Annotated in this window: 15 protein-coding genes; 7 read left to right on the forward strand and 8 right to left on the reverse strand. The window is 69.1% G+C overall.

Features of this window, described 5'->3' with window-relative positions; translation table 11 throughout:
* The first annotated feature begins 89 nt into the window (after positions 1 to 89).
* Positions 90 to 722, forward strand: coding sequence for a MarC family protein (locus WMF22_RS03970; protein WP_437549562.1), 633 nt, complete (start codon positions 90 to 92; stop codon positions 720 to 722).
* Positions 723 to 759: 37 nt separating this feature from the next.
* On the opposite strand, the gene WMF22_RS03975 is transcribed toward WMF22_RS03970, so the two are convergent.
* The 4 genes from WMF22_RS03975 to WMF22_RS03990 form a co-directional block, all read right to left on the reverse strand.
* Entirely contained in the window at positions 760 to 1,452 is a 693-nt protein-coding gene (locus WMF22_RS03975; RefSeq protein WP_438034888.1) for an STAS domain-containing protein, read from the reverse strand.
* Positions 1,406 to 1,633, reverse strand: coding sequence for a hypothetical protein (locus WMF22_RS03980; RefSeq protein ID WP_438034889.1), 228 nt, complete (start codon positions 1,631 to 1,633; stop codon positions 1,406 to 1,408). The genes WMF22_RS03975 and WMF22_RS03980 overlap by 47 nt, the downstream gene beginning before the upstream one ends.
* 153 nt (positions 1,634 to 1,786) lie before the next feature.
* Positions 1,787 to 2,695: an NmrA family NAD(P)-binding protein gene (locus WMF22_RS03985; protein WP_438034890.1), complete on the reverse strand. Its 909-nt coding sequence runs from the start codon at positions 2,693 to 2,695 to the stop codon at positions 1,787 to 1,789.
* Positions 2,692 to 3,147, reverse strand: coding sequence for a nuclear transport factor 2 family protein (locus WMF22_RS03990; RefSeq protein ID WP_437297792.1), 456 nt, complete (start codon positions 3,145 to 3,147; stop codon positions 2,692 to 2,694). The genes WMF22_RS03985 and WMF22_RS03990 overlap by 4 nt, the downstream gene beginning before the upstream one ends.
* 170 nt (positions 3,148 to 3,317) lie before the next feature.
* On the opposite strand from WMF22_RS03990, the gene WMF22_RS03995 reads away from it, so the two are divergent.
* The 6 genes from WMF22_RS03995 (at position 3,318) to WMF22_RS04020 (ending at position 11,037) form a co-directional block, all read left to right on the forward strand.
* Positions 3,318 to 4,256 (forward strand): helix-turn-helix domain-containing protein, encoded by a 939-nt coding sequence (locus tag WMF22_RS03995; RefSeq protein ID WP_437297793.1) that lies wholly within the window; start codon positions 3,318 to 3,320, stop codon positions 4,254 to 4,256.
* A 133-nt stretch (positions 4,257 to 4,389) separates the two neighbouring features.
* Positions 4,390 to 6,090 carry a right-handed parallel beta-helix repeat-containing protein gene (locus WMF22_RS04000; protein ID WP_438034891.1) on the forward strand — a complete coding sequence of 567 codons (1,701 nt, stop codon included), beginning with the start codon at positions 4,390 to 4,392 and terminating at the stop codon, positions 6,088 to 6,090.
* Positions 6,091 to 6,114: 24 nt separating this feature from the next.
* On the forward strand, positions 6,115 to 6,717 hold the full coding sequence (locus WMF22_RS04005) for a glutathione S-transferase N-terminal domain-containing protein (RefSeq protein WP_438034892.1): 603 nt from the start codon (positions 6,115 to 6,117) through the stop codon (positions 6,715 to 6,717).
* A gap of 265 nt (positions 6,718 to 6,982) precedes the next feature.
* Positions 6,983 to 8,926: a CBM96 family carbohydrate-binding protein gene (locus WMF22_RS04010; RefSeq protein ID WP_438034893.1), complete on the forward strand. Its 1,944-nt coding sequence runs from the start codon at positions 6,983 to 6,985 to the stop codon at positions 8,924 to 8,926.
* A gap of 189 nt (positions 8,927 to 9,115) precedes the next feature.
* Positions 9,116 to 10,156: a metalloregulator ArsR/SmtB family transcription factor gene (locus WMF22_RS04015; protein WP_438034894.1), complete on the forward strand. Its 1,041-nt coding sequence runs from the start codon at positions 9,116 to 9,118 to the stop codon at positions 10,154 to 10,156.
* 695 nt (positions 10,157 to 10,851) lie between these two features.
* The gene (locus WMF22_RS04020; protein WP_438034895.1) at positions 10,852 to 11,037 is read left to right on the forward strand and encodes a hypothetical protein; all 186 of its coding nucleotides are present in this window, start codon (positions 10,852 to 10,854) and stop codon (positions 11,035 to 11,037) included.
* A gap of 129 nt (positions 11,038 to 11,166) precedes the next feature.
* Here WMF22_RS04020 and WMF22_RS04025 read toward each other — a convergent pair whose 3' ends face one another.
* From WMF22_RS04025 to WMF22_RS04040, 4 genes are all read right to left on the reverse strand, one after another.
* Positions 11,167 to 14,820, reverse strand: a complete 3,654-nt coding sequence (locus tag WMF22_RS04025) for a hypothetical protein (protein WP_438034896.1) — start codon at positions 14,818 to 14,820, stop codon at positions 11,167 to 11,169.
* Positions 14,817 to 16,013, reverse strand: coding sequence for an AAA family ATPase (locus tag WMF22_RS04030; RefSeq protein WP_438034897.1), 1,197 nt, complete (start codon positions 16,011 to 16,013; stop codon positions 14,817 to 14,819). Before WMF22_RS04030 ends, WMF22_RS04025 begins: the two co-directional genes overlap by 4 nt.
* Positions 16,010 to 17,626 (reverse strand): hypothetical protein, encoded by a 1,617-nt coding sequence (locus WMF22_RS04035; RefSeq protein WP_438034898.1) that lies wholly within the window; start codon positions 17,624 to 17,626, stop codon positions 16,010 to 16,012. Before WMF22_RS04035 ends, WMF22_RS04030 begins: the two co-directional genes overlap by 4 nt.
* A gap of 65 nt (positions 17,627 to 17,691) precedes the next feature.
* Entirely contained in the window at positions 17,692 to 19,038 is a 1,347-nt protein-coding gene (locus WMF22_RS04040; protein ID WP_438034899.1) for a KAP family P-loop NTPase fold protein, read from the reverse strand.
* Positions 19,039 to 19,091 lie beyond the last annotated feature (53 nt).

Here is a 19,091-nt window from a genome sequence, read left to right on the forward strand (position 1 = left end):
AAATCCCTCGCTATTGGCATTTCTGGCGCGGCCGCCCGGGATGTGGGAGATGGGCCTGGCCCGCGGGGGCCGCGACGCATCCGATGAGCATGGCCCATTACGTCTCGGTCTTCCTCGTGTCGCTGTCGGCGATCTTCTTCGTCGTGGATCCGCTCGGCATCGTGCCGCTGTTCCTGACGATGACCGCGGGCGATCCGCCGGAGAAGGTGCGGCGCACGGCGCGGCGGGCGTGCGCCGTCGCCGGCGGGCTCATGCTGTTCTTCGCCCTCTTCGGCGGCGTCGTCTTCAAGGTCTTCGGCGTCTCGCTGGCCGCGTTCCGCGTCGCGGGCGGGCTGCTGCTGCTCGTCACGGCGCTCGACATGCTGCGCGCCCGCTCCTCGGCGACGCGCACCACCCCGTCCGAGGAGCAGGAGGGCATCGCGAAGGAGGACGTGGCGCTCGTGCCCCTGGCCATGCCGCTCCTCGCCGGGCCGGGCGCCCTCGCCACGGTGATGGTGCTGATGGCGCGCGAGGGCAACGATCCCGTGGCCATGGGGCTGGTGCTCGCCGGCGTCGCCATCACCTTCGTGGCCTCCTACTTCGTGCTGCGCGGCGCGGGGCTCGTGCAGCGGGCGCTCAAGGCGTCCGGCATGGCCGTGCTCGAGCGCGTCATGGGCCTCATCCTGGCCGCCATCGCCGTGCAGTTCATGGCCGACGGGGTGAAGGAGCTCTGGCACGGGTGACGCGCGTCCAGCGTCGCCCGGCGCGTCGCCCGCCGCGTCAGTTGAGCTGGCCCGCGCGCCGCGGCGCCTGCTTCATGCAGAGGACGAGCGCGTCGCGGAGCCGCGCGAAGGTGGATACCCGCGACATGTCCACGCCGTCCACGAGGAGGCCGCGCGCCACGTCGGGCCGGATGCCCACGATGATCCCTCGCGCCCCGAGGAGCTCCACCGCGCGGACCAGCGACAGAAGGATGTTCCCGAGCGAGGCGTCGATGGAGTCGACGCCGGTCAGATCGATGATCACCACCCTGCAATGGGTGTTCGACACCGCGCCGAGGAGCCCCTGCATCATCTGGTCCGCCCGGCAGACATCGACCGCGCCGAGCACCGGCATCATCAGCACGCCCTCCCAGACCTGGATGATCGGCGTCGACAGCGTGCGGATCGTCGCCTGCTGCTCCGCGTTGAGGGCCCTCGTGCGCGAGAGCTCCTGCGCGAGGTCGTCGAGCCGCCTCAGGTTGCTCGCCGCGGCCGCCTGGGCGATCTGGACGAGCTCCTCCCGCTCCCTCAGCGCATCCCCGAGCTCCCCCAGCGCCGCCGCGATCGCGCCGAGATCGTCGCCAGGGTCCGCTCCCTCGGCGAGCGCCGCGTCCGCGCCTCCCTCCTTGAGCTGCTCGATGTAGCGTAGGATCGCCTGCGCCCGCTCACCCGGCACGGCGCCCCCGGAGCATCTCGCTCTCGAGCTGCTCATAGACCGTCTCCGAGATACAGCTCGTGAAGCAGCGCGTGTGGACGAACTCGTTGTCCAGGACGTCATGCCAGTCTTCCACGCTGTCCTTCGTCCCCATCGCCACTCTCCCCCGGTCGTGCTTCGACCTTGACTTGTCCGGCCCGACGAGCGCCGAGGTGCGGTGTCCGCGAAGGCGCTGCATGCCCGCAGCTGCTCAGGTTACAGGAGAACGGGGAGCGCGACGAGGGATGTCGTCGCCGCGGTGGGGTCGGGCACATGGCAGGAGAGCGTGAAGGTGCGTTGTCGTGGAGCTCGCTTGTCGGCTTGATGCAGCGGGCTCGGCGGCGCGATATCGCTACGCGGACGGGCCGCCGCGGCGCGCGCTCGGCTCTCCACGGAAGACGTGCGCGTGGGCGCGCGCGAGGTCGGCGAAGGCGCGGGGCGCGCGGCCTGTCACGCGCTGAACGACGTCGGTGACGCGGTCCTCGGCCCCGTCGCGGATGGCGAGGTCGAGGCTCACAAGGAACGCGGCGTAGGGCGATGGGATACCCGCCCTGACGAGGTACGCGCGAGCGTCCTCCTCGCCGGCGCGGACGTGGCGTATCGCCCGGCCGGCGATGCGGGACACGATGGCCGCCACGTCATCGTAGCTGAGCGCCTCCGGGCCGGTGATGACGTGAGATGTGTTGTGCGGCGCGCCGTCGAGGAGCGCGCGCGCGGCGACCTCCGCGATATCGTTGGCGTCGACGAAGCCGACGCGGCCGCCGCCCGTCGCGGTCGTGAGCTCGCCTCGCCCGGCGATCGCCGCCGCGTGCGGGTGGCGCGGGTCGATGAAGTTCTGCATGAACCACGACGGCCGGAGGACGGTCCACTCTGGAGCGCGCTCGCGGAGCGCGCGGTGGACGAGGCCGAGCCCGGGGCTCCCCTCCGCCACGGGCGACGCGCTGAGCAGGACGAGGCGGCGAGCCCCGCTCGCGAGCGCGCGCTCGACGAAGGGCAGCATGAGCGCCGAGGGATCCTCGACCATCGCGGGCGCCACGAGGTACACGCGATCGGCGCCCCGGAGCGCGCCCTCGTGCGTCGCGGCGTCGGCCCAGTCGAAGCGGGCGTGCTCCACGCCGTCGTGAGCGGCGGGCGCCGTCCGGCTCGCGGTGCGGACGCGCGCGCCGGCGGCCGCGAGCCGCGCGGCGACGGCTCGCCCGGTGGTGCCCGTCCCGCCGGTGATCAGGACGAGCGGCCCATCGCTGCCTGCGCGCGCCCTCATGACGCCCCCTCGCGATGCGCGTCGAGCTCGGCGCCGAAGGCCTCGACGACGGGCGCTGGATTCCAGTACTCGCGGTAGCGCACGACTCGGCCGTTCCTCGTCGCGACGATCATCACATAGTCCTGCTCGTAGCGTTTGCGCGCGGGCCCGATGGTCGCCGAGCCGTGCACCTCGGCGAGCGCGACGTCGGGATCGGTCGTCGGATACCGTCGAACGTCCTTGAACTCGAGCCCGTGGAAGCTCTGGAGGATGCCCTCGAAATGGCGCCGGATGGCCGCCTTGCCCTCGAGGCGCGCAGGCGCGCCGAGCGCCGGCGCATACGGGAACTCGACGGTCGCGTCGTCGGCGAAGAGGTCGAGCCAGCGCTCCAGGTCACGGCCGATGAGATCGAGGAGCGCGTCGAGCGCCTGCGCGGCGTCGAGCGGCCGGGAATGCGGCAGGGGGTGCGTCATGGGATGTCCTTTCCTTTCGTGTCGACGAGGCCAGCGTAGGCGCGCCGCGATTGCCGCGCGTCCGGCTCCCCGATCCGCGCGTCCACGGTCCACGGCCGGCGCCGCGCGCGCGGCGGGGCGTGCGCGCCGGCGTGGCGCGGCCCGCCGCGTGTTGTAGAGTCGATCGCGCCATGTCCGCCGCGTTCGACGAGCTGGCCCGGAGCGTCGTGCTCCGCGAGGCCGAGGTGAGGCGCTTCGCGCTCGGCGATCGCTGGGGCAAGCGGCAGCCGGCGCAGCGCGCCGCCGCCCGGGTGTACGCGGCGCTCGGCGGCGGCGGGTGGATCGACGTCGCGCGCCGGCGGCTCGCGCTCGGCGCGGGGGAGCTCGTGTTCCTGCCGCGCGCCGAGGAGCACGCCATCCGCGATCGGCCGACGACCTCGCTCGCGCACCCGGAGGCCCTCTGCCGCGGGATGCGCGCCGTGGCCGACGACGCCTTGGCCACGGAGGCCCCGCCGGAGACGCGCCTCGTGGTCGTCGACCTGCACGTCGACGCGGCGGGCGCCCCGTGGGTCGCCCTGCTGCCGCCGGCGGTGCACGTCGCGGGCGCGACGCCGGGGCTCGCGCGCTGGCTCAACGACACGCTCGCGCTGCTCGCCGGCCCGGCCCTGTCGGCGGCGCTGCGCCGCTCCGTCGGCGAGGCGTGGGCGCACGCGCTCTTCGCGAGCGCGCTGCGCGACCCCGCGGCGTCGCTGCCGCGGCGGGACGCGCTCCGGGACGAGCCGATCGCGGCCGCGCTCGCGCGGGTGCGCGCCTCGCCCGAGCGCGCGTGGGAGCTCGGGGACCTCGCGCGAGCGGCCGGGCTCTCGCGATCCGCGTTCGCGGCGCGCGCGACGGCGCTCCTCGGCGAGCCGCTCGGCCATCACGTGCGCCGGCTGCGCCTCGAGCGCGCCGCGGTCCTGCTCGGCGAGACGACGCTCCCGGTGAAGCTCGTCGCCGCCCGCGTCGGCTACGACAGCGAGCCCGCGTTCGGGCGCGCCTTCGCGCGCGCCCACGGCGTGAGCCCCCTCGGCTACCGGCAGGCGAGGCGGCGAGAGCACGACGGCGCGCACACCGCCGGACGCGTAGGTTGACGAGAGGGAAGCGCTGCTGGGCGGCGCAGCTCGTATCATGTCCACCCGGATCTGAGCACCAGCTCCCACGCGCCGGCGCGCGGTGCGCGGCTTTCGGCGCGGTGTGCCCGGCGGATGCCGTATCCTCCTGCGAATGCGGCAAGGCGCGAGGATAGGTGTCCTGCTCGTCGCGATGGCGGCGTGCGGCGGCGATGGCGATGATGGGGAGTCCACCGCTGGCGCCGGAGGCGCCACGCCGGGCGCGGGCGGCGCCTCCGGCTCCACGTCGGGCGCGGGCGCCGCCGGTGGTTCGTCGCCTGGCGCGGGGGGCTCCACGCCGGGCGTCCCGGCCTACGGCCGTTTCGGCCAGCCCACGACGACCTTCACGCTGCCGGAGCCGGCCCCGAGGGAGGGGAAGCTCCCCGAGATCGCCTATCCCGATCTCGCCGGGTCGTTCCCGGAGGTCGACTGGAGCGCGCTCGATCGGCTCTACATTCCGGCTGGCCGCTACCGGAGCATCCTGCTCGGCGGCCTGCCCGAGCGGAGCGCGGAGCGCCCGCTCGTGATCACGAACCTCGGCGGACAGGTCGAGGTCGGGGGCGACGCCGCCAACTACGTGTTCGTGATCAAGGGCGGAAAGGGCTGGATTTTGACGGGCCGCCACGACCCTGTCTCGAAGACCGGCGATGAGGGGTTCCGGGGGCACGCCGAGGGCGCGTTCGCCCATGCCCAGGGGACGTACGGCATCTTCATCGACGACGCGTTCAGCAAAGAGGGCCTCTCGGGGCTGGCCATCGGCGGAGGAGCGTCGGATTTCGAGCTGGATACCCTCGAGGTCGCGCGCGCCGAGTTCGCCGGCATCGTCGCCAAGACCGACGACGACGGGCAGGCCACGATGCGCAACGTGAAGATCCACGACCTCTACGTGCACGACGTCGGCTCGGAGGGGATCTACTTCGGCAGCACCCAGGCGCAGCCGCAGCACGCGTTCGAGCGCCTCGAGGTGTACGATAACCGGTTCCTGCGCACCGGCACCGAGGCGCTTCAGGTCGGGCAGCTCGGCTCGGACTGCGAGATCCACCACAACGTCATCGGGCCGGGCGCGGTCCGGTGGCGGTCGGCGTTCGACCATTACCAGGATGGCAACGTGCAGTTCGGCCAGCGTTATGGCAGCTCGAGCTTCCACCACAACATCGTGATCGGGACGGGCGACCTCTTCGTCGAGCTGTTCCCGACGCGCGTGGACGGCGATCCGCGCTCGCCGTCGGACACGGTCTCGTTCACGGACAACTACTTCGCCGACACGTCGCTGAGCGGGGTGTACACGCACGCGGTGGACACCGGCGCCACGATACGCTTCGAGCGCAACGTCTTCCTCGGGTTCCACTTCAACTATGGCGAGGTGTACCCCGACGCGGACGAGCCGGTGCAGGTCTTCGCGGTGGGCAGCAACTCGCCGAACCCGCACATCCTGAAGGGCAACCGGGTGGACGGGCCCTATCCGTTCATCAAGTGGCTCTTCGACAGCGTGCAGGCCGAGGACAACCCGACGGTCGCGGTGGAGCGGGTCCGCTTCCGAGACTTCATGGGGGGCGGCCTCGACGAGGACTACCGGCGCCTGGAGTGGTGGACCGACCGCGCGACGCTCAGCCCGGGCGAGCGCGCCGTGACGTACCCCAAGGGCGCTTACGTCCTCCACCAGGGCGCGCTCTACGAGGCGCTCGCGGAGAGCCAGGGCAAGCAGCCCGATCAGCACCCCGACGTGTGGCGCGCGCTGCCGGCCCCTGCGGACGACGTCCGTTTGAGCGCCGACTCGCCGCACCAGGGGCTCGGCGTCCGCTGGCCGCCGCCTTAGCGCGCAGGAGGGGAGCTGTTCTCCATGAAGCTCTTCTACGCGCCCACATCCCCTTTTGCCCGCAAGGTGCGGGTCGCCGCCCACGAGCTGCAGCTGGGAGACCGGGTCGAGCTTGTGCTGGTCAATCCCTGGTCGGATGCGGAGCTGCGGTCCCTGAACCCGCTCGCCAAGGTCCCGACGCTGGCCCTGGAAGACGGGCAGGTGCTCTTCGAGTCGGCGCTCATCTGCGAATACCTGGACCACCTCGCGGCCGGCGGGTTGTACCCGGCGCCGGGAGAGGCGCGGTGGCGTGCCCTGCTCCAGCAGGGCATCGCGGACGGTATCAACACTGCTGCCGGGCGCCTCTTCGCGGACGAGCATCGCCCATCCAATGAGCGATCCAGCAGCGTCATGCTGCGTCAGGCGGCTGCCATCGAGGCCGGCCTGGACAGGCTGGAGCGTGACGCTGACACGTTATCGACGGAGCTCGCGGACATCGGCGCGATCTCGGTCGTTTGCGCGCTCGGCTACCTCGACTTCCGCTGGCCCGATCGGGCGTGGCGAAGCGAACGGAGCGGCCTTTCGCGCTGGTTCGACGTCGTCGGCCAACGCCCTTCCATGGTCGCCACGCAGCACCGCACGCCGTGATCTCCTGACGACGGAGTCAGGCGGTGGTCGCCATCGAGGTGCTCGAGGTCGCACGCCGCGCTCGCCAGTTCAGCGTCGGTGACGACCAGAACGCCCGTATGCCAAAGAGGCTGTGACGAGCGCAGAACGTCCGGCGCGGCAGCCGCTCGGTGTCGCGAACACAGGCGAGCATGGCGATAGAAGACGTTCTGCAAAAAGCCAATTGCTTGACAGTACTCCCGTACAGACCAAGCTCCGCACTCTCAGGAAACGAGGGAGGCGCAGAATGTACATCAACTGGCGCGAGCGATGTCTTGTCGTGCTCTTTCTTGTCGTGAGCGGCTGCGGGGACGTCCGGGAGGACGAAGAAGTCCAGGAAGCATCCGACCCGCTCACCGCGAGCATCGGTCCGACGGCGGACACCTACGTTCAGTCAGGCGCGAACGCGAATACGAACTTCGGAACGGCCACCACCCTCCAGACGGATCGCAACGACGGGGGCACGTACAAGGAGGCTTTCCTGCGCTTCTCGATCGGCGCGGTCGGAACCATCACGCGGGCGCGCCTGCGGCTGTTCGTGACGAACGACGCCGCGAACAGCGCCGACATCGTCAGCGTGCCCTCGAATACCTGGGGTGAGACCACGACCACGTACAACAACCGTCCCGTCAAGGGCGCGGTCCTCGGATCGATCTTGAGCTCGACCGCCGGGACCTTCGTCGAGGTCGACGTCACCTCGGCGGTAGGCCCGAGCAGGGATGTCTCGTTCGCGATCGTGCCGCGCTCGTCGGACACCTTCTTCGTCAGGTCGAGAGAAGCCTCGTCGAATCGACCCCAGCTCATCATCGACACGGCGGCCCCGGGCGCAGGGCAAGGGCAGTGGTCCGCGCCCTTCTTCCTGGCCGCAGAGGGCGTCCACGCGCACCTCCTTCCCAATGGCAAGCTGCTCCTGTTCCCGTACGGAGACAACGGCGGGATGGATGTCACCATCTGGGATCCGGTGGGCGGCGGCTACACCGCTGCGGCCAACATGAGAACCAACGTCGGGTGCTCGGGCCACGCCTTCCTCCCGGACGGCCGGCTGCTCGTCACGGGAGGGGAGCCGCCGAACAGGCACGATGTCGCCATCGGGACCGGGATACTCGACGCGAACATCTTCGATTACCGGGACAACAGCTGGACGCCTGTTCCCGACATGAACAATCCTCGCTGGTACCCGAACAACACCACGCTCGCGAATGGCGATGTCCTGGTCCTCACCGGGGACATGACGCCGGACGATGGAAACCCGATTCCCCAGGTGTGGCAGACCGCTAGCGCCAGCTGGCGCATCCTTGGCAACGCGTTCCGCAAGCTCCCGTCGTACTCGTTCACGCACCTCGCGCCCGATGGCCGCGTCGTCGTCACCGGACCCGAGCGCCACACGGTCCTCCTCAACACGGCGGGGACCGGCTCCTGGAGCAGCATCATCGCGTCGTACAACACCGCAATCTTCCGCAGCTACGCCTCGTCGGTGATGTACGACAACGGTCGCGTCCTGGTCGTGGGCGGCGGCAACCCGCCGACGGCGACGGCCGAGGTGCTCGACCTCAACGCCGCGACGCCGCGGTGGCGCAACGTCGCTCCGATGAGCGTCGCGCGACGGCATCATAACGCGACGTTGCTCCCGGACGGTCAGGTGCTGGTGACCGGAGGGACCAGCGCGTCAGGCTTCAACAATCCCGACGGCGCCGTGCTTCCCGCGGAGATCTGGAACCCCGTCACCGAGGCCTGGACGGTCGTCGCGAGCATGCAGATCCCGCGGCTCTATCACTCGACGGCCGTGCTGCTGCCGGACGGGCGGGTGGTCACCACGTCCGGGAAGGGCACCGGCGAGAACGTCGGAGAGGAGCGGCGCGAGACGCAGTTCTACTCTCCCGATTACCTGTCCCGCGGGACGCGACCGACGATCTCTTCCGCGCCAACGAGCGTGAGTTACGGCCAGACGTTCTTCGTGGGAACACCGAACGCCTCCGCCATCAGCCGCGTCACGTGGATCCGGCTTCCGTCGGTCACGCACGCCTTCGACCAGAACCAACGGTTCAACACGCTGAGCTTCTCGACCGCCACCGGCGGCCTCAACGTCACGGCCCCTTCGAATCGGAACCTCTGCCCGCCAGGCCACTACATGCTGTTCATCCTGAACAACCTCGGTGTCCCCGCGGTCGCCCGCATCGTCCAGATCACCTGAGCATGCGGCGGCGTCGGCGCTCCTCTGCGAGCGCCTGAGCCACCTCGTGGCCGGCGGGTTGTACCCAGCACCCGAGCGGGCGATCGTACACAACGACGCCCGAGCCAGCGGTGGCCGCCCTGCGAGATTCCTGTTCCATGATCATCGAAACAGATTGACAGCGCCCCTGCGCGGCCTAGATTCGGTTCGATGACTGTCGAATCAGATCCCCCGGCGCGCGAGCTGGGCGTCGAGGCGCGCATCGGCGTGCTCAAGGCGCTCGCCGACGCGTCGCGGCTCCAGGTGGTGAACGCCCTGATCGAGCGGCCGCACTGCGCCGAGGAGCTGGCCGAGCGGCTGGGGCGCGCGCCTTCCACGGTCTCCTTCCACCTCCGGAAGCTCGACGAGGCCGGGCTGGTGACGAAGCAGAAGACCCAGTACTACCTGGTCTATGCGCTGCGCGACGATCTGCTCCGCCTCACGCTGAAGGAGCTCGTCTCGCTGCCCTCCGCCGCCGACGGCGCCGCGCGGCGGCGCGCGGAGCGAGCCCGGAGCCAGGTGATGCGCGCCTTCTTCCGCGGGGGCGTGCTGGTCCAGATGCCGAAGCAATGGCGCAAGCGGCGCATCGTGCTCGAGCAGTTCCTGGGCAAGTTCCAGGCGGGCCGGCGCTACCGCGAGCAGGAGGTGAACGAGATCATCCAGACCCTGTATCCCGACCACTGCACGATCCGGCGCATGCTCGTCGACGAGGGATACATGACGCGCGACGGCCTGCACTACGAGCTGATCGCGGGACAGACCAGGACACCCGAGGCGAAGGACACGACACCCGAGGCGGAGAGCAAGACGCCCGGGTCAGGGACGAAGAAGGCGAGAGGGAGCACGATGGAAACGCGCAAGGAGATGAAGCGGAAGTACCTCGAGACCCCGAAGCAGGCGGGCATCTTCCAGGTCAAGAACACGGTGAACGGCAAGGTCCTGCTCGGCAGCAGCACGAACCTCCATGGGCCGCTCAACAAGCACCGTTTCGCGCTGTCCATCGGCGCGCACCAGAACCAGGCTCTCCAGCGGGACTGGCAGCAGCACGGCGCGGACGCCTTCACGTTCGAGGTGCTCGAGGTCGTGCAGCAGAAGGACGAGCCGGGGATCTCCGTGGCGGACGAGCTCACGCTGCTCGAGCAGATCTGGCTGGAGCGGCTCTCGCCCCTCGCGCCGCGCGGCTACAACACGGATACGCGGCTCCGCGAGTGAGACGGAGTCGCTGCGCCAGTGAGCGCGGCCACCGATGAAGTTGGCGCACTGGGCACAGCCTGTCGGAGTGTGACACGGCGGCGATCGCCATGGAGCGGCCCAGCGCCGGCGCCAGGCGAGGTGTACCCGATTCGGGGCATGGCACGGGTGGTGCTCTCTTGGCACATCAGGCGCGTGCAGGAAGGGCGGTCCACCGCGGGCGCTCGATGGGCGACCTGCGTCCGGAAGGACCGGTCAGCCAGTGGCGCCCGGCGAGTGGCCCGCCTTTCCGGGAGAAGAGAGCAACAATGAATCGACATTCCGGGCTTCCTTGTTACTGACGCTCTACTTCCTGGGCGCGCGGGGCGGTGGCAGTGCTCAAAATTGAACATGAAGGCGGGAAGGCGGGAAGAAAACCTGAATGATCTTCCCGCCTTCCCGCCTTCATGGGAACTCTATCCGGGCAAATTTGAGCACTACCGGGGCGGTACGGGGGCAGCGGGCACTTCGCAAAACGTCATGCATTCCCCCCATGCTTTCTCGCACGCCTCCAAGCAACCGCGTGGCTCGGCGCACTCGCTCCTGCAGATTTCACGATCTATACTGCAGCGAACCTCGCATAAGGGAATTCGCTGGCACGCTCCGAGCGTCTCGCAGCCGTTCGCGGCGTCGCCGTCACAGTCGGAATAGCCAGGGTTGCCCCGGACGAGCGCGCCGTGACGTACCCCAAGGGAGCCTACGTCCTCCACCGGGGCGCGCTCTACGAGGCGCTCGCCGAGAGCCAGGGCAAGCAGCCCGATCAGCACCCCGACGTGTGGCGCGCGCTGCCGGCCCCTGCGGACGACGTCCGTTTGAGCGCCGACTCGCCGCACCAGGGGCTCGGCGTCCGCTGGCCGCCTTAGCGGGCGTCGCCCTTCCAGGAGGGCGCGGACTTCTGGCACCCGAGACGAGCAGCAGCATGCGGCGGCAGACGGCTGCCATCGACCACGCAGCAACGCTCGCCGTGATCTCCTGAAGACGGGTCCCAGTCTCTACTTCCTGGGCGTCGGCCTCGGTACCGTGGGCGCCCCTTCGCAACCCATCATGCATTTCAGACGTTCCTGTTCGCACGCATCCCAGCAATCGGATGACTTGGCGCACTCTTCCCTGCAAAAAATGCGCAATGCTGCGCAGCGATCCTCGCATGACAAGATTTGCTCGCACGCTCCGGTTGTCTCGCAGCCGTTCACGGCGTCGCCGTCGCAGTTGGAGTAGCCAGGGTTGCATATGATGCCGCAGTTGCCCGCGCTGCAGCTGGGCGTCGCGTTGGTCCTCGAAGGACAGGCTGTGCCGCAAGCTCCACAATGGGCCGAATCGCGCTGCACATCCTTGCACGCGCCGCCGCAGAGCTGGAGTCCGCGTTGACAAATCAGTGTACAACCCGAGTCGACGCACCCGGGCGTGGCGTCCTTCGCCGTGGGACAGGCGTTGCCGCAAGCGCTGCAATGGGCCGGATCCCGTGTCACATCGACGCACTGGTCGCCGCACCGCGTGAAGCCTTCATTGCACTCGAAGGTGCAAACGCCGCCACCGCACAGGGCTCGTCCGTTCGCGGGGACCCGGCACGCCTGCCCGCAGCCGCCGCAATTGCTCACGTCCGATGTGGTCCTGGTCTCGCAGGAGCCATCGCCATTGCAATCCGAAAATCCGTTGTGGCAGATCCAGGCGCAGCGTCCCTGTGCGCAGCTTGCGGTGGCGTTGTCCCTGGCGGAGCACTCGTTGCCGCACTTGCCGCAGTGCTGCGGGTTCGTGAGCAGGTTGATCTCACACCCGTCGGAAGCATTTTGATTGCAGTCAGCGTAGAGGCCAGAGAGTAAGCGCCCGGAGGCTTCTCGCGTACAGATGAAGCCGTCGCACTTGCCGCTTACGCACGTCGGAGTGGCGTGCCAGGCGGCGGGAAGGTCAGGGCACTGCTTGCCGCATCCGCCGCAGTTCTCGGTGTCGTTCTCGATATCGGTTTCGCATATATCCGTATGGTCACAGTTCCTATACCCTTGTGTACACGTGACGCACTTGCTGTTGGTACACTTCCCCGTGTAGAGGCCCTCTTCGATGGTGTCGACGAGGCAGGAAACGCCGCACCCCCCGCAGTTGAGCGGATCGGTGTGCGTGTTGACGAGCCGGTCGCCGCACCATTCTCCTGGAACGCACCTTCCGTTCTGGCAGACGCTACGGCCCTCGCAGCGGTTGGTGCAGTCCCCGCAGTGATCCGGATCCTGCTGGGTGTCGACGCAGCGGTCTCCGCATTTGGTGTTGTTGCACTCGCAGTTGCCGTTGCGGCACACTTCACCGATCGCACAGAAATTCTCGCAGTCGCCGCAATGGCGCGGATCGTTGAGCAGGTCGACGCATTCGTCAGAACATACCTTCCACGGTGGCACGCACTCGATTGGTGGCCAAGGTCGGTGGCAAACGCCCCCCTCGCAGGTCCAGCCTTCAGGGCACGCGTTGCCGCACACACCACAGTTCTGCGGGTCGCGCGAGGTCTCGAAGCAGAGCTCTCCGCACTTCGTCAGGCCGTCCTCGCAGAGCCTCGGGCGGAAGCCCTCCCATGCGCTGTAGCCGAGTGAGGCCACGGACAGGCTCCCGGCGGCGGCGGCGGAGGCGACCTTCGTCCAGGCGCTCGCGAGCATTTCGCCGATGCCTGGCTCGGGCAGCCCAACGAGCATTCCGAGCTGCGCCAGCCGCCGTTGCTCGGGCCGCGGGACCGTCTTGTAGAGCTCTTTGACCAGCGGCGCGACGCCGCGGCAGCGCTCGCGCGCGCGGCGCCCGAGGTGCGCGTCGGCGGCGTGGCCTTCCAGCGTGGCGATGGCCTCGCGAAGACGGCCGAGCTGCTCGTCTCGGAGCTCGTCCGATCCGCTCGCAGGTGGCGCCTTGGCGCCCGTCGTCTTCGGGAGCGCCGCGAGCTGGATCTCCACGAGTGCACGCTCGCGCTCCCAGATCGCGCGCGCGCGCGTCGCCTCGTCAGGCTTCGTCTGATCGAGGCGGCTTCTCTTCCACTCCAGGGTCTTCCGGCGCGCCGTGAGAGAGACCCGCGCGGTCAGCTTCTCGCGGAGCCACGCCGGAAGGTGGATGCTCGAAGCGTCGTCGATGACTCCATCGAGGGCCAGGATGCGCTGTATCGCCGAGAACGCGATGTCCGGGAACTGGGCTTTGCGGAGATCGTCGAGGTCCTCGAGGCTGCACGGCTCGACCAGCGCAAGGGCCGCCGCGAGCGGGAAGGCCTCGCGCAGCGCCGCGAGTCCTCTGGCAGCGACCGGCAGCGAGAGAGGCGGCGTGCTCCTGCCGTCGTGCGCCGCCTCGATTGCGTCCATGACGCCTCGTGCGGTCGGGGGAAAGGGCGCGCACGGGAGCCTGCGCAGCTCCGGGCCCCACAGCCCGGGATCACGTGTCTCGATCAACGCCACATGGGGGCCGTAGGCCTGCACCCAAGCCGGCGAAAGCCATGTCGGGCGGAGCGAAGCGTCCACGAGCACGAGGAGTAGGGTTCGATCGGTAGAGGGAAGCTGCCGGCCGTCCATCTCTGCCACCTCGATGCCCGTGTCGTCGAGCTTCTTCTTGAGGTCGGCGACGAATGCGGCGGCAACGATATCGAGCGGAGAAGCGACGATGAGCGAGAGCAGGCTCGGCGCGCGGCCGGGCACATAGACCGGATCGAGCACGCCGCACTGCCGGGCGGTCGCGTGTACGGTCGCCGCGAGGTCGAGAACCGGCTCCGCAGGGTTGGGCAGGAGGCCGGCGCGCTGCGCGGCGCGCCGCATTTCCCGTTCGTTGAACGGTGTCGGATCGGTGACAAGGCGCGCGCCGCTGTCCCTCCTAGGATCGAAGTCTGGAGCCACCGGCTCGGGCTGCGGGGCCTTCGCTCGGGCCCGCGCGGCCCGGAGCTGCCGAAAGCCCAGGCCCCCAACCACAAGCGACAGCCCCAGCACGGTGATCGCGATGGGGGGTGGGACGCCGCGCCGCGTGGGAGCGCTCGGCGGCACGATGTCTCGAGGCGCTACCGCAGGTTCGACAGCTGATCCTCCGGCCCCCGCCTCGGCCGGGCCTGTCCTCCACGTCCGGATGGCGACGCCGCACGCGATCGCCAGGGCGACGAGCACCGCGGCGAACGCCGCGGCGAGCAGGAACCGTCGATTCCGCGCCCCGAACGCTCGCGCGAAGAGCGCCGTGGACGCGCCGGGGGCAGGGGCAGCGCTCTCGTCTGCTCGCTCCGCCCGCGGGCTTATCGGCACGCCCGCGGGCAGGCTCATCGCCGCCGGCCCGCGCGCGAGCGGGAGCGTCGCTGGCCCCTCTTCCTCCGATCGCGCCGGCGCCTCGACGATTCGCTCCACGTGCTCCGCTACCTCGCGGCGGGCGCGCTCCGCGCTCCATGCGACATCGCTGCGTGTGCCCTCGAGGCGCTCCAGGAACCATGGCGGGAGGCCCGGCCCCGGAAAGAACCGATCGAACTCCTGGTCGAAGAGGGCGCGCCGCTGCTCGTCCAGGGCCAGGATGGGCCGCAGCGTCAGCCGCAGGCGGTGCCTCGTCCACGGCCCGCCGAGGGAAAGGGCCTCGTGTACCCGCACCCGAAGGTCGATTCCATTGCTGCCGCTAGCCTCGGTCCAGCGGTCGAGGAACGCGTCGATGAAGTGCGGCGATGAGGTCACGACTTACCCTTCGCGAGCCTCACGTCATCCGGGTGCTTGAGCAATGCCTGGAGGCAGGGGAGATCGGCAAAGGAGACGTGCTTCTGTTTCCGGAGCTTGTCCAGCTGGTCCGGCGAGAGATCGATCGCTCGAAGCCAGGTCAAGAGCTCGCCGAGGCCAGGCTTTCTGCGCCCGTGCCGCTCGATCTCCGCGGCGAGCGCTAGGAACTGGCCGACCGCGAAATCTCTCAGCTCGGTGTTCCGGTGGAGCTCTCCGTCGGAGGCTTCGAGCCGCTGCGCGGCGATCTCCTTCATCTCGTCGTCGGTCATCTCGATGTACTGGTGAAGGCAGCGCCGCAGGAACGCGTCGGGCAGATCGCGCTCGCCGTTCGAGGTGATGATGCAGAGGAACCGCTGTCCTCCGCCTTCGCGCCAGACGACGTCCACGCCGCGGCTCCCGGGCCCGGCGCCCTTCGCCGCGACGTGAGCGCTCGCCTGGAGCTCGCCCTCCCTGTCGGCGCCCTCCACCGGACGGAGCTCCGGCACTTCGAACTCGAACCGATCCAGCTCGCGGAGCAGATCGTTGGGCACGTCGCGCGGCGCCTTGTCGATCTCGTCGAGGAGGAGGACCGCGTGACCCTCGTCCTTGAACGCGGTCCAGAGCGGCCCAGGTCGTATGTAACTCCGCCGCCTCGCTGGGGTGTCGCTCCACGACGCGTCGACGCCGTCTGTCTTCTCTCCCTTCTCTCTAGCTGCCAGCCGCGCGACAGAGAGCTGGGCATCGCGGTAATAACGGACGGCGTCGAACTCGTACTTGATCCGTGCGGTCGTGGTGTCCGACCGGATCTGAACGTGATGGACGCCGTGCTGGTCCGGCGCAGGCCTGCGCCCGAGCATCAGCGCAGCCCAGTAGGCTGCGGTCGTCTTCCCGCAGCCCGGGCGGCCGGTGAGCAGGATGGGCCGCTTCAGGTTCACGGCGAGCGCGAGGGCCTCACGTAGCTCCTCCGACGGTCGGTAGAGGTAAGCGTCGCGCCACTGGGACGGCCACTTCTTCCAGCAGTCTTTGTCTGCGCCGAGCTCGCACGGCCCCTCGCCAAACTGGAACGGCTTCGAGGCCGCCTCGCTGCCGGCCGCGTGCGTCCCAGCGCCAGGCGGCGTGTTCGTTGTGGCGTCGAGGATTTCAGACGACGCCGCTTTCGCTGTCGATTCGCTCATGGACGCCCCATCTTCATCTTCACCTTCGTGCTCAACCGCCGCTGGAGCCTTTGCCAGAAGGAACCCTCTCCGTCGCCGTGAGGCGCCGCCGACGCGGGCGCCTCATCCGGTGCCGGAGGTTCGACCGGAGCTGCCGCCGACGCGGGCACCTCGACCGGAGCTGCCGCCGGAGGTTCGACCGGGGCTGCCACCCTCGGGGGAGCCACGCGTTGGGTGGCGACGTGAATGTGACGTGTGCAGCGGCCCTTCGCCCAGCGCTCGAGCCGTTCGTTCAAGCCGTCTGCACCGCGGGACGGTTCGATGAGGACGAGGTGTACGACCAGCCCAACGCGGACGAAGTGCCGGTAATCGAGCGCGTCGACGAGCCTCTCGGCGAACAGCTCGATCGCCCCGGTGGACAGCCATGGCATGTCCTCTACGAACGCGAACTTCACCTCGGGGACATCCTCGATCTGGCACGCTTCCTGGTGCACCCAGACGAGGTCGCGGTAGTAGTTTGCCTGGGTTATCTTCTGCATCATTTCACTGACCTTCTTGACGCCGAACACGCCCGCGAGCTTGTCGAGCTGGCAGGCGACCGCCACATCCGGGTCGGGGTGCTCCACTTCCCGCTGCCACGCCGACGCGCGAAGCACCGCGTTGGGCAGATCCAGAGGGGCCGCTTGGATCGCATTCGCGGTCATCGCATCGTCGGTCAGGCTCAGGAGGATCGTGCATCGGACAGGCGGCGATCCCGCGAGCCGGCCGCGCACGCCGCGGGACAGCTCCTGCGCATAGCGGCGTACATACTCCGGTAGCTCGCTGTCAGGCATCGTGCGCTTGAACGGACTGTGCCAGTGCTCGGCCGTATTGCGCAGCCGGAGCACGCTCGAGTCGCTCGAGTCGCTCGAGTCGCGCGAATCGCTCGAATCGTGTGAGTTCGGGCTGGCTTCCATCACGGTCCGGCGGAGCGCCTCGTCGGGGAGCACCTCGTCGCGCACCAGCATGGTAAGGAGAGCTCCTACCCATTTGTCGTTCGGAAGCGTCCGTGCGGACGACTGCGAGACGAAGATCTCGATGAGCCGCCGTTTGTCGGGCCGCGGCTCGCTCCGCGTCCAGACGAGGAGCACGGCCTTCGCGCGATCGGCCTTGTCGCGGATGTCAGCGATTCTGGCGGGATCCTTCTCCGCTGAGACCACGATGCAGCCCCGCTCTAGCTCGCGTGGGTCGGGCCACTCCGCCACGTCGAGGCCCCGGTCGTCCGGGCCGCGGCCGAGCGCGTCCTGGATGATCGTCTTCAGGCTGTTGTCGCCGTGCACCAAGATCTTGCCGGAGAACAACGCCAGGATAGGATCGTGGGTCAGCTCCGCCAACGTCCAGCCGAGCTCGAACACGTGCAGCCCGGACTCGGGGTCTTGGAGCGCCCACAGGTCGATGTCGTTTGGCTCCAGCCTGAACCTGTCGGAGACATGGTGTTGCACCTGCAGGCGCCAGAGCTCGGTCTTCCACTTTTTGTCGTATGCACTACCGAACAGTGCCTTCAGCCGCTCGCTCGGGTCGCATGGTGTCCAGATGCGCGGGGTGTCTTGTGCGGGCGGTGGTTCCCTCTGCTCGATCCGAAGGTTCCCTCCCACGCTAGAGAACTTCAACCAGAAGGGGCGTGCGCGGACCAGGCCGGGGCGCTCCGGACCACGCGGTGTCACAGGCCGTACCTTCGGAGGTGCGCGTCGATGTCGGCGATCGTCCACATCGCCTGTTCGCCTTTGCTCAGCTTCCGCTCGGTGTCGGCGGTCTCGGCGCTCGCGCGCTCGCCGACGAGGCGATCGTAGAAGCCGAGGAACCCGGGCGTGCCGATCACGCGCCGCAGCCCGTCGCCGATCCGGACCTGCGCGGTGTCGCCCTGGCACGCCGCGTGGAAGGCCTTCACCTCGGCGGGGCTGGCCTCCAGGAACGCATATCGGAACCCGCGGAACCGCTCGGCGCCCGCGAGCCAGAGCAGGAGGCGCTCGCGATCGCGCTCCGTGCGGAACTGCTTCTCGGTCTTCTCCGCGCTCTCCTTCGAGCTGAGCAGGAGGAGAAGGCGGTTGATGCTCCTCTTGATGACCCGAGGGTTCGCGAGCGCGGGGATCAGGAACACCTCCTCCAGCATCGGGCGCCCGCCCACCGAGGCGAGCTGCGCCGCGAGGCCGGCCTGCTCCAGCACGTCGTCCAGGAACGCATCCAGGAGTCCTTTCTGGACCGGCGGGACCTCGAGCGACAGATCGAAGATCTTCTCCAGGTAGCTCTCGCCCGTATACAAGCTGCTCCCCGGGTAACGCTTGGCGATCGCCTCGCCCACGACGGTCCGATCCAGGCCGAAGACGAACGTCACCGGCGTCCCGCGCGTTCCGCAGAGGAGGAGCTTCGTCGCCTCGAGCAGGTTGACGACGCTCTCGGGCAGACAGCGGTCGAGATCGTCGAGGAAGACGACCAGCCGGGCCCCCGGCTCGGCGCCCTTCAACGCATGATCTTGAACGAGGGTCCTGAAGCGCTCCTTCACCCGGTCGACGTCGTTGTGGAACTCTTTCCAACCCTTGAAGAACTTGGTGACGTCGTCCGGCGTCAGGTCCTCGATCTTGAGTCGCTTGCCGAGCTCCTGGGCGCCGAGCCGCGCTGCGAGCGAGAGGAGCGTCTTTCCGATCCGCGCCGCGAGGTCGACGAGCCCCGCGTTGTCTTCCGCGTTGTTCCAGCGGGCGACGTGCGTGACAATGGCATTGAGCAGCGGCGAGATCACATCGCCGCGCTGCTCGTGCTCCCAGGGGTCGAACCAGATCGCGCGGTTGCGGATGGGCTCCTTGTCGTCGTGCCAGTGGTTCTCCGCGAGCCGGAGCAGCGTCGTCTTTCCAGCGCCCCAGGACCCATAGAGCGCGATGCACGCGGGCTGCGGCATCCGGGCGATGGCGGCATTCAGGGTTGCGAGCGCGGCGCTGCGATCCAGGTGGTCGGTGACGGAGTGGATCTCCTTCAGCAACGCGGCCCCCGTGCGAGTCTCCTTCGGCGCGTTCATCGGCTACCGTGACCTCCCGGTGTGGTAGAGTACAGGAGGCGACCACAAGGAAG

This window comes from Sorangium sp. So ce204, assembly GCF_051526795.1.
In the GTDB taxonomy this organism is placed as follows: domain Bacteria; phylum Myxococcota_A; class Polyangia; order Polyangiales; family Polyangiaceae; genus Sorangium; species Sorangium cellulosum_B.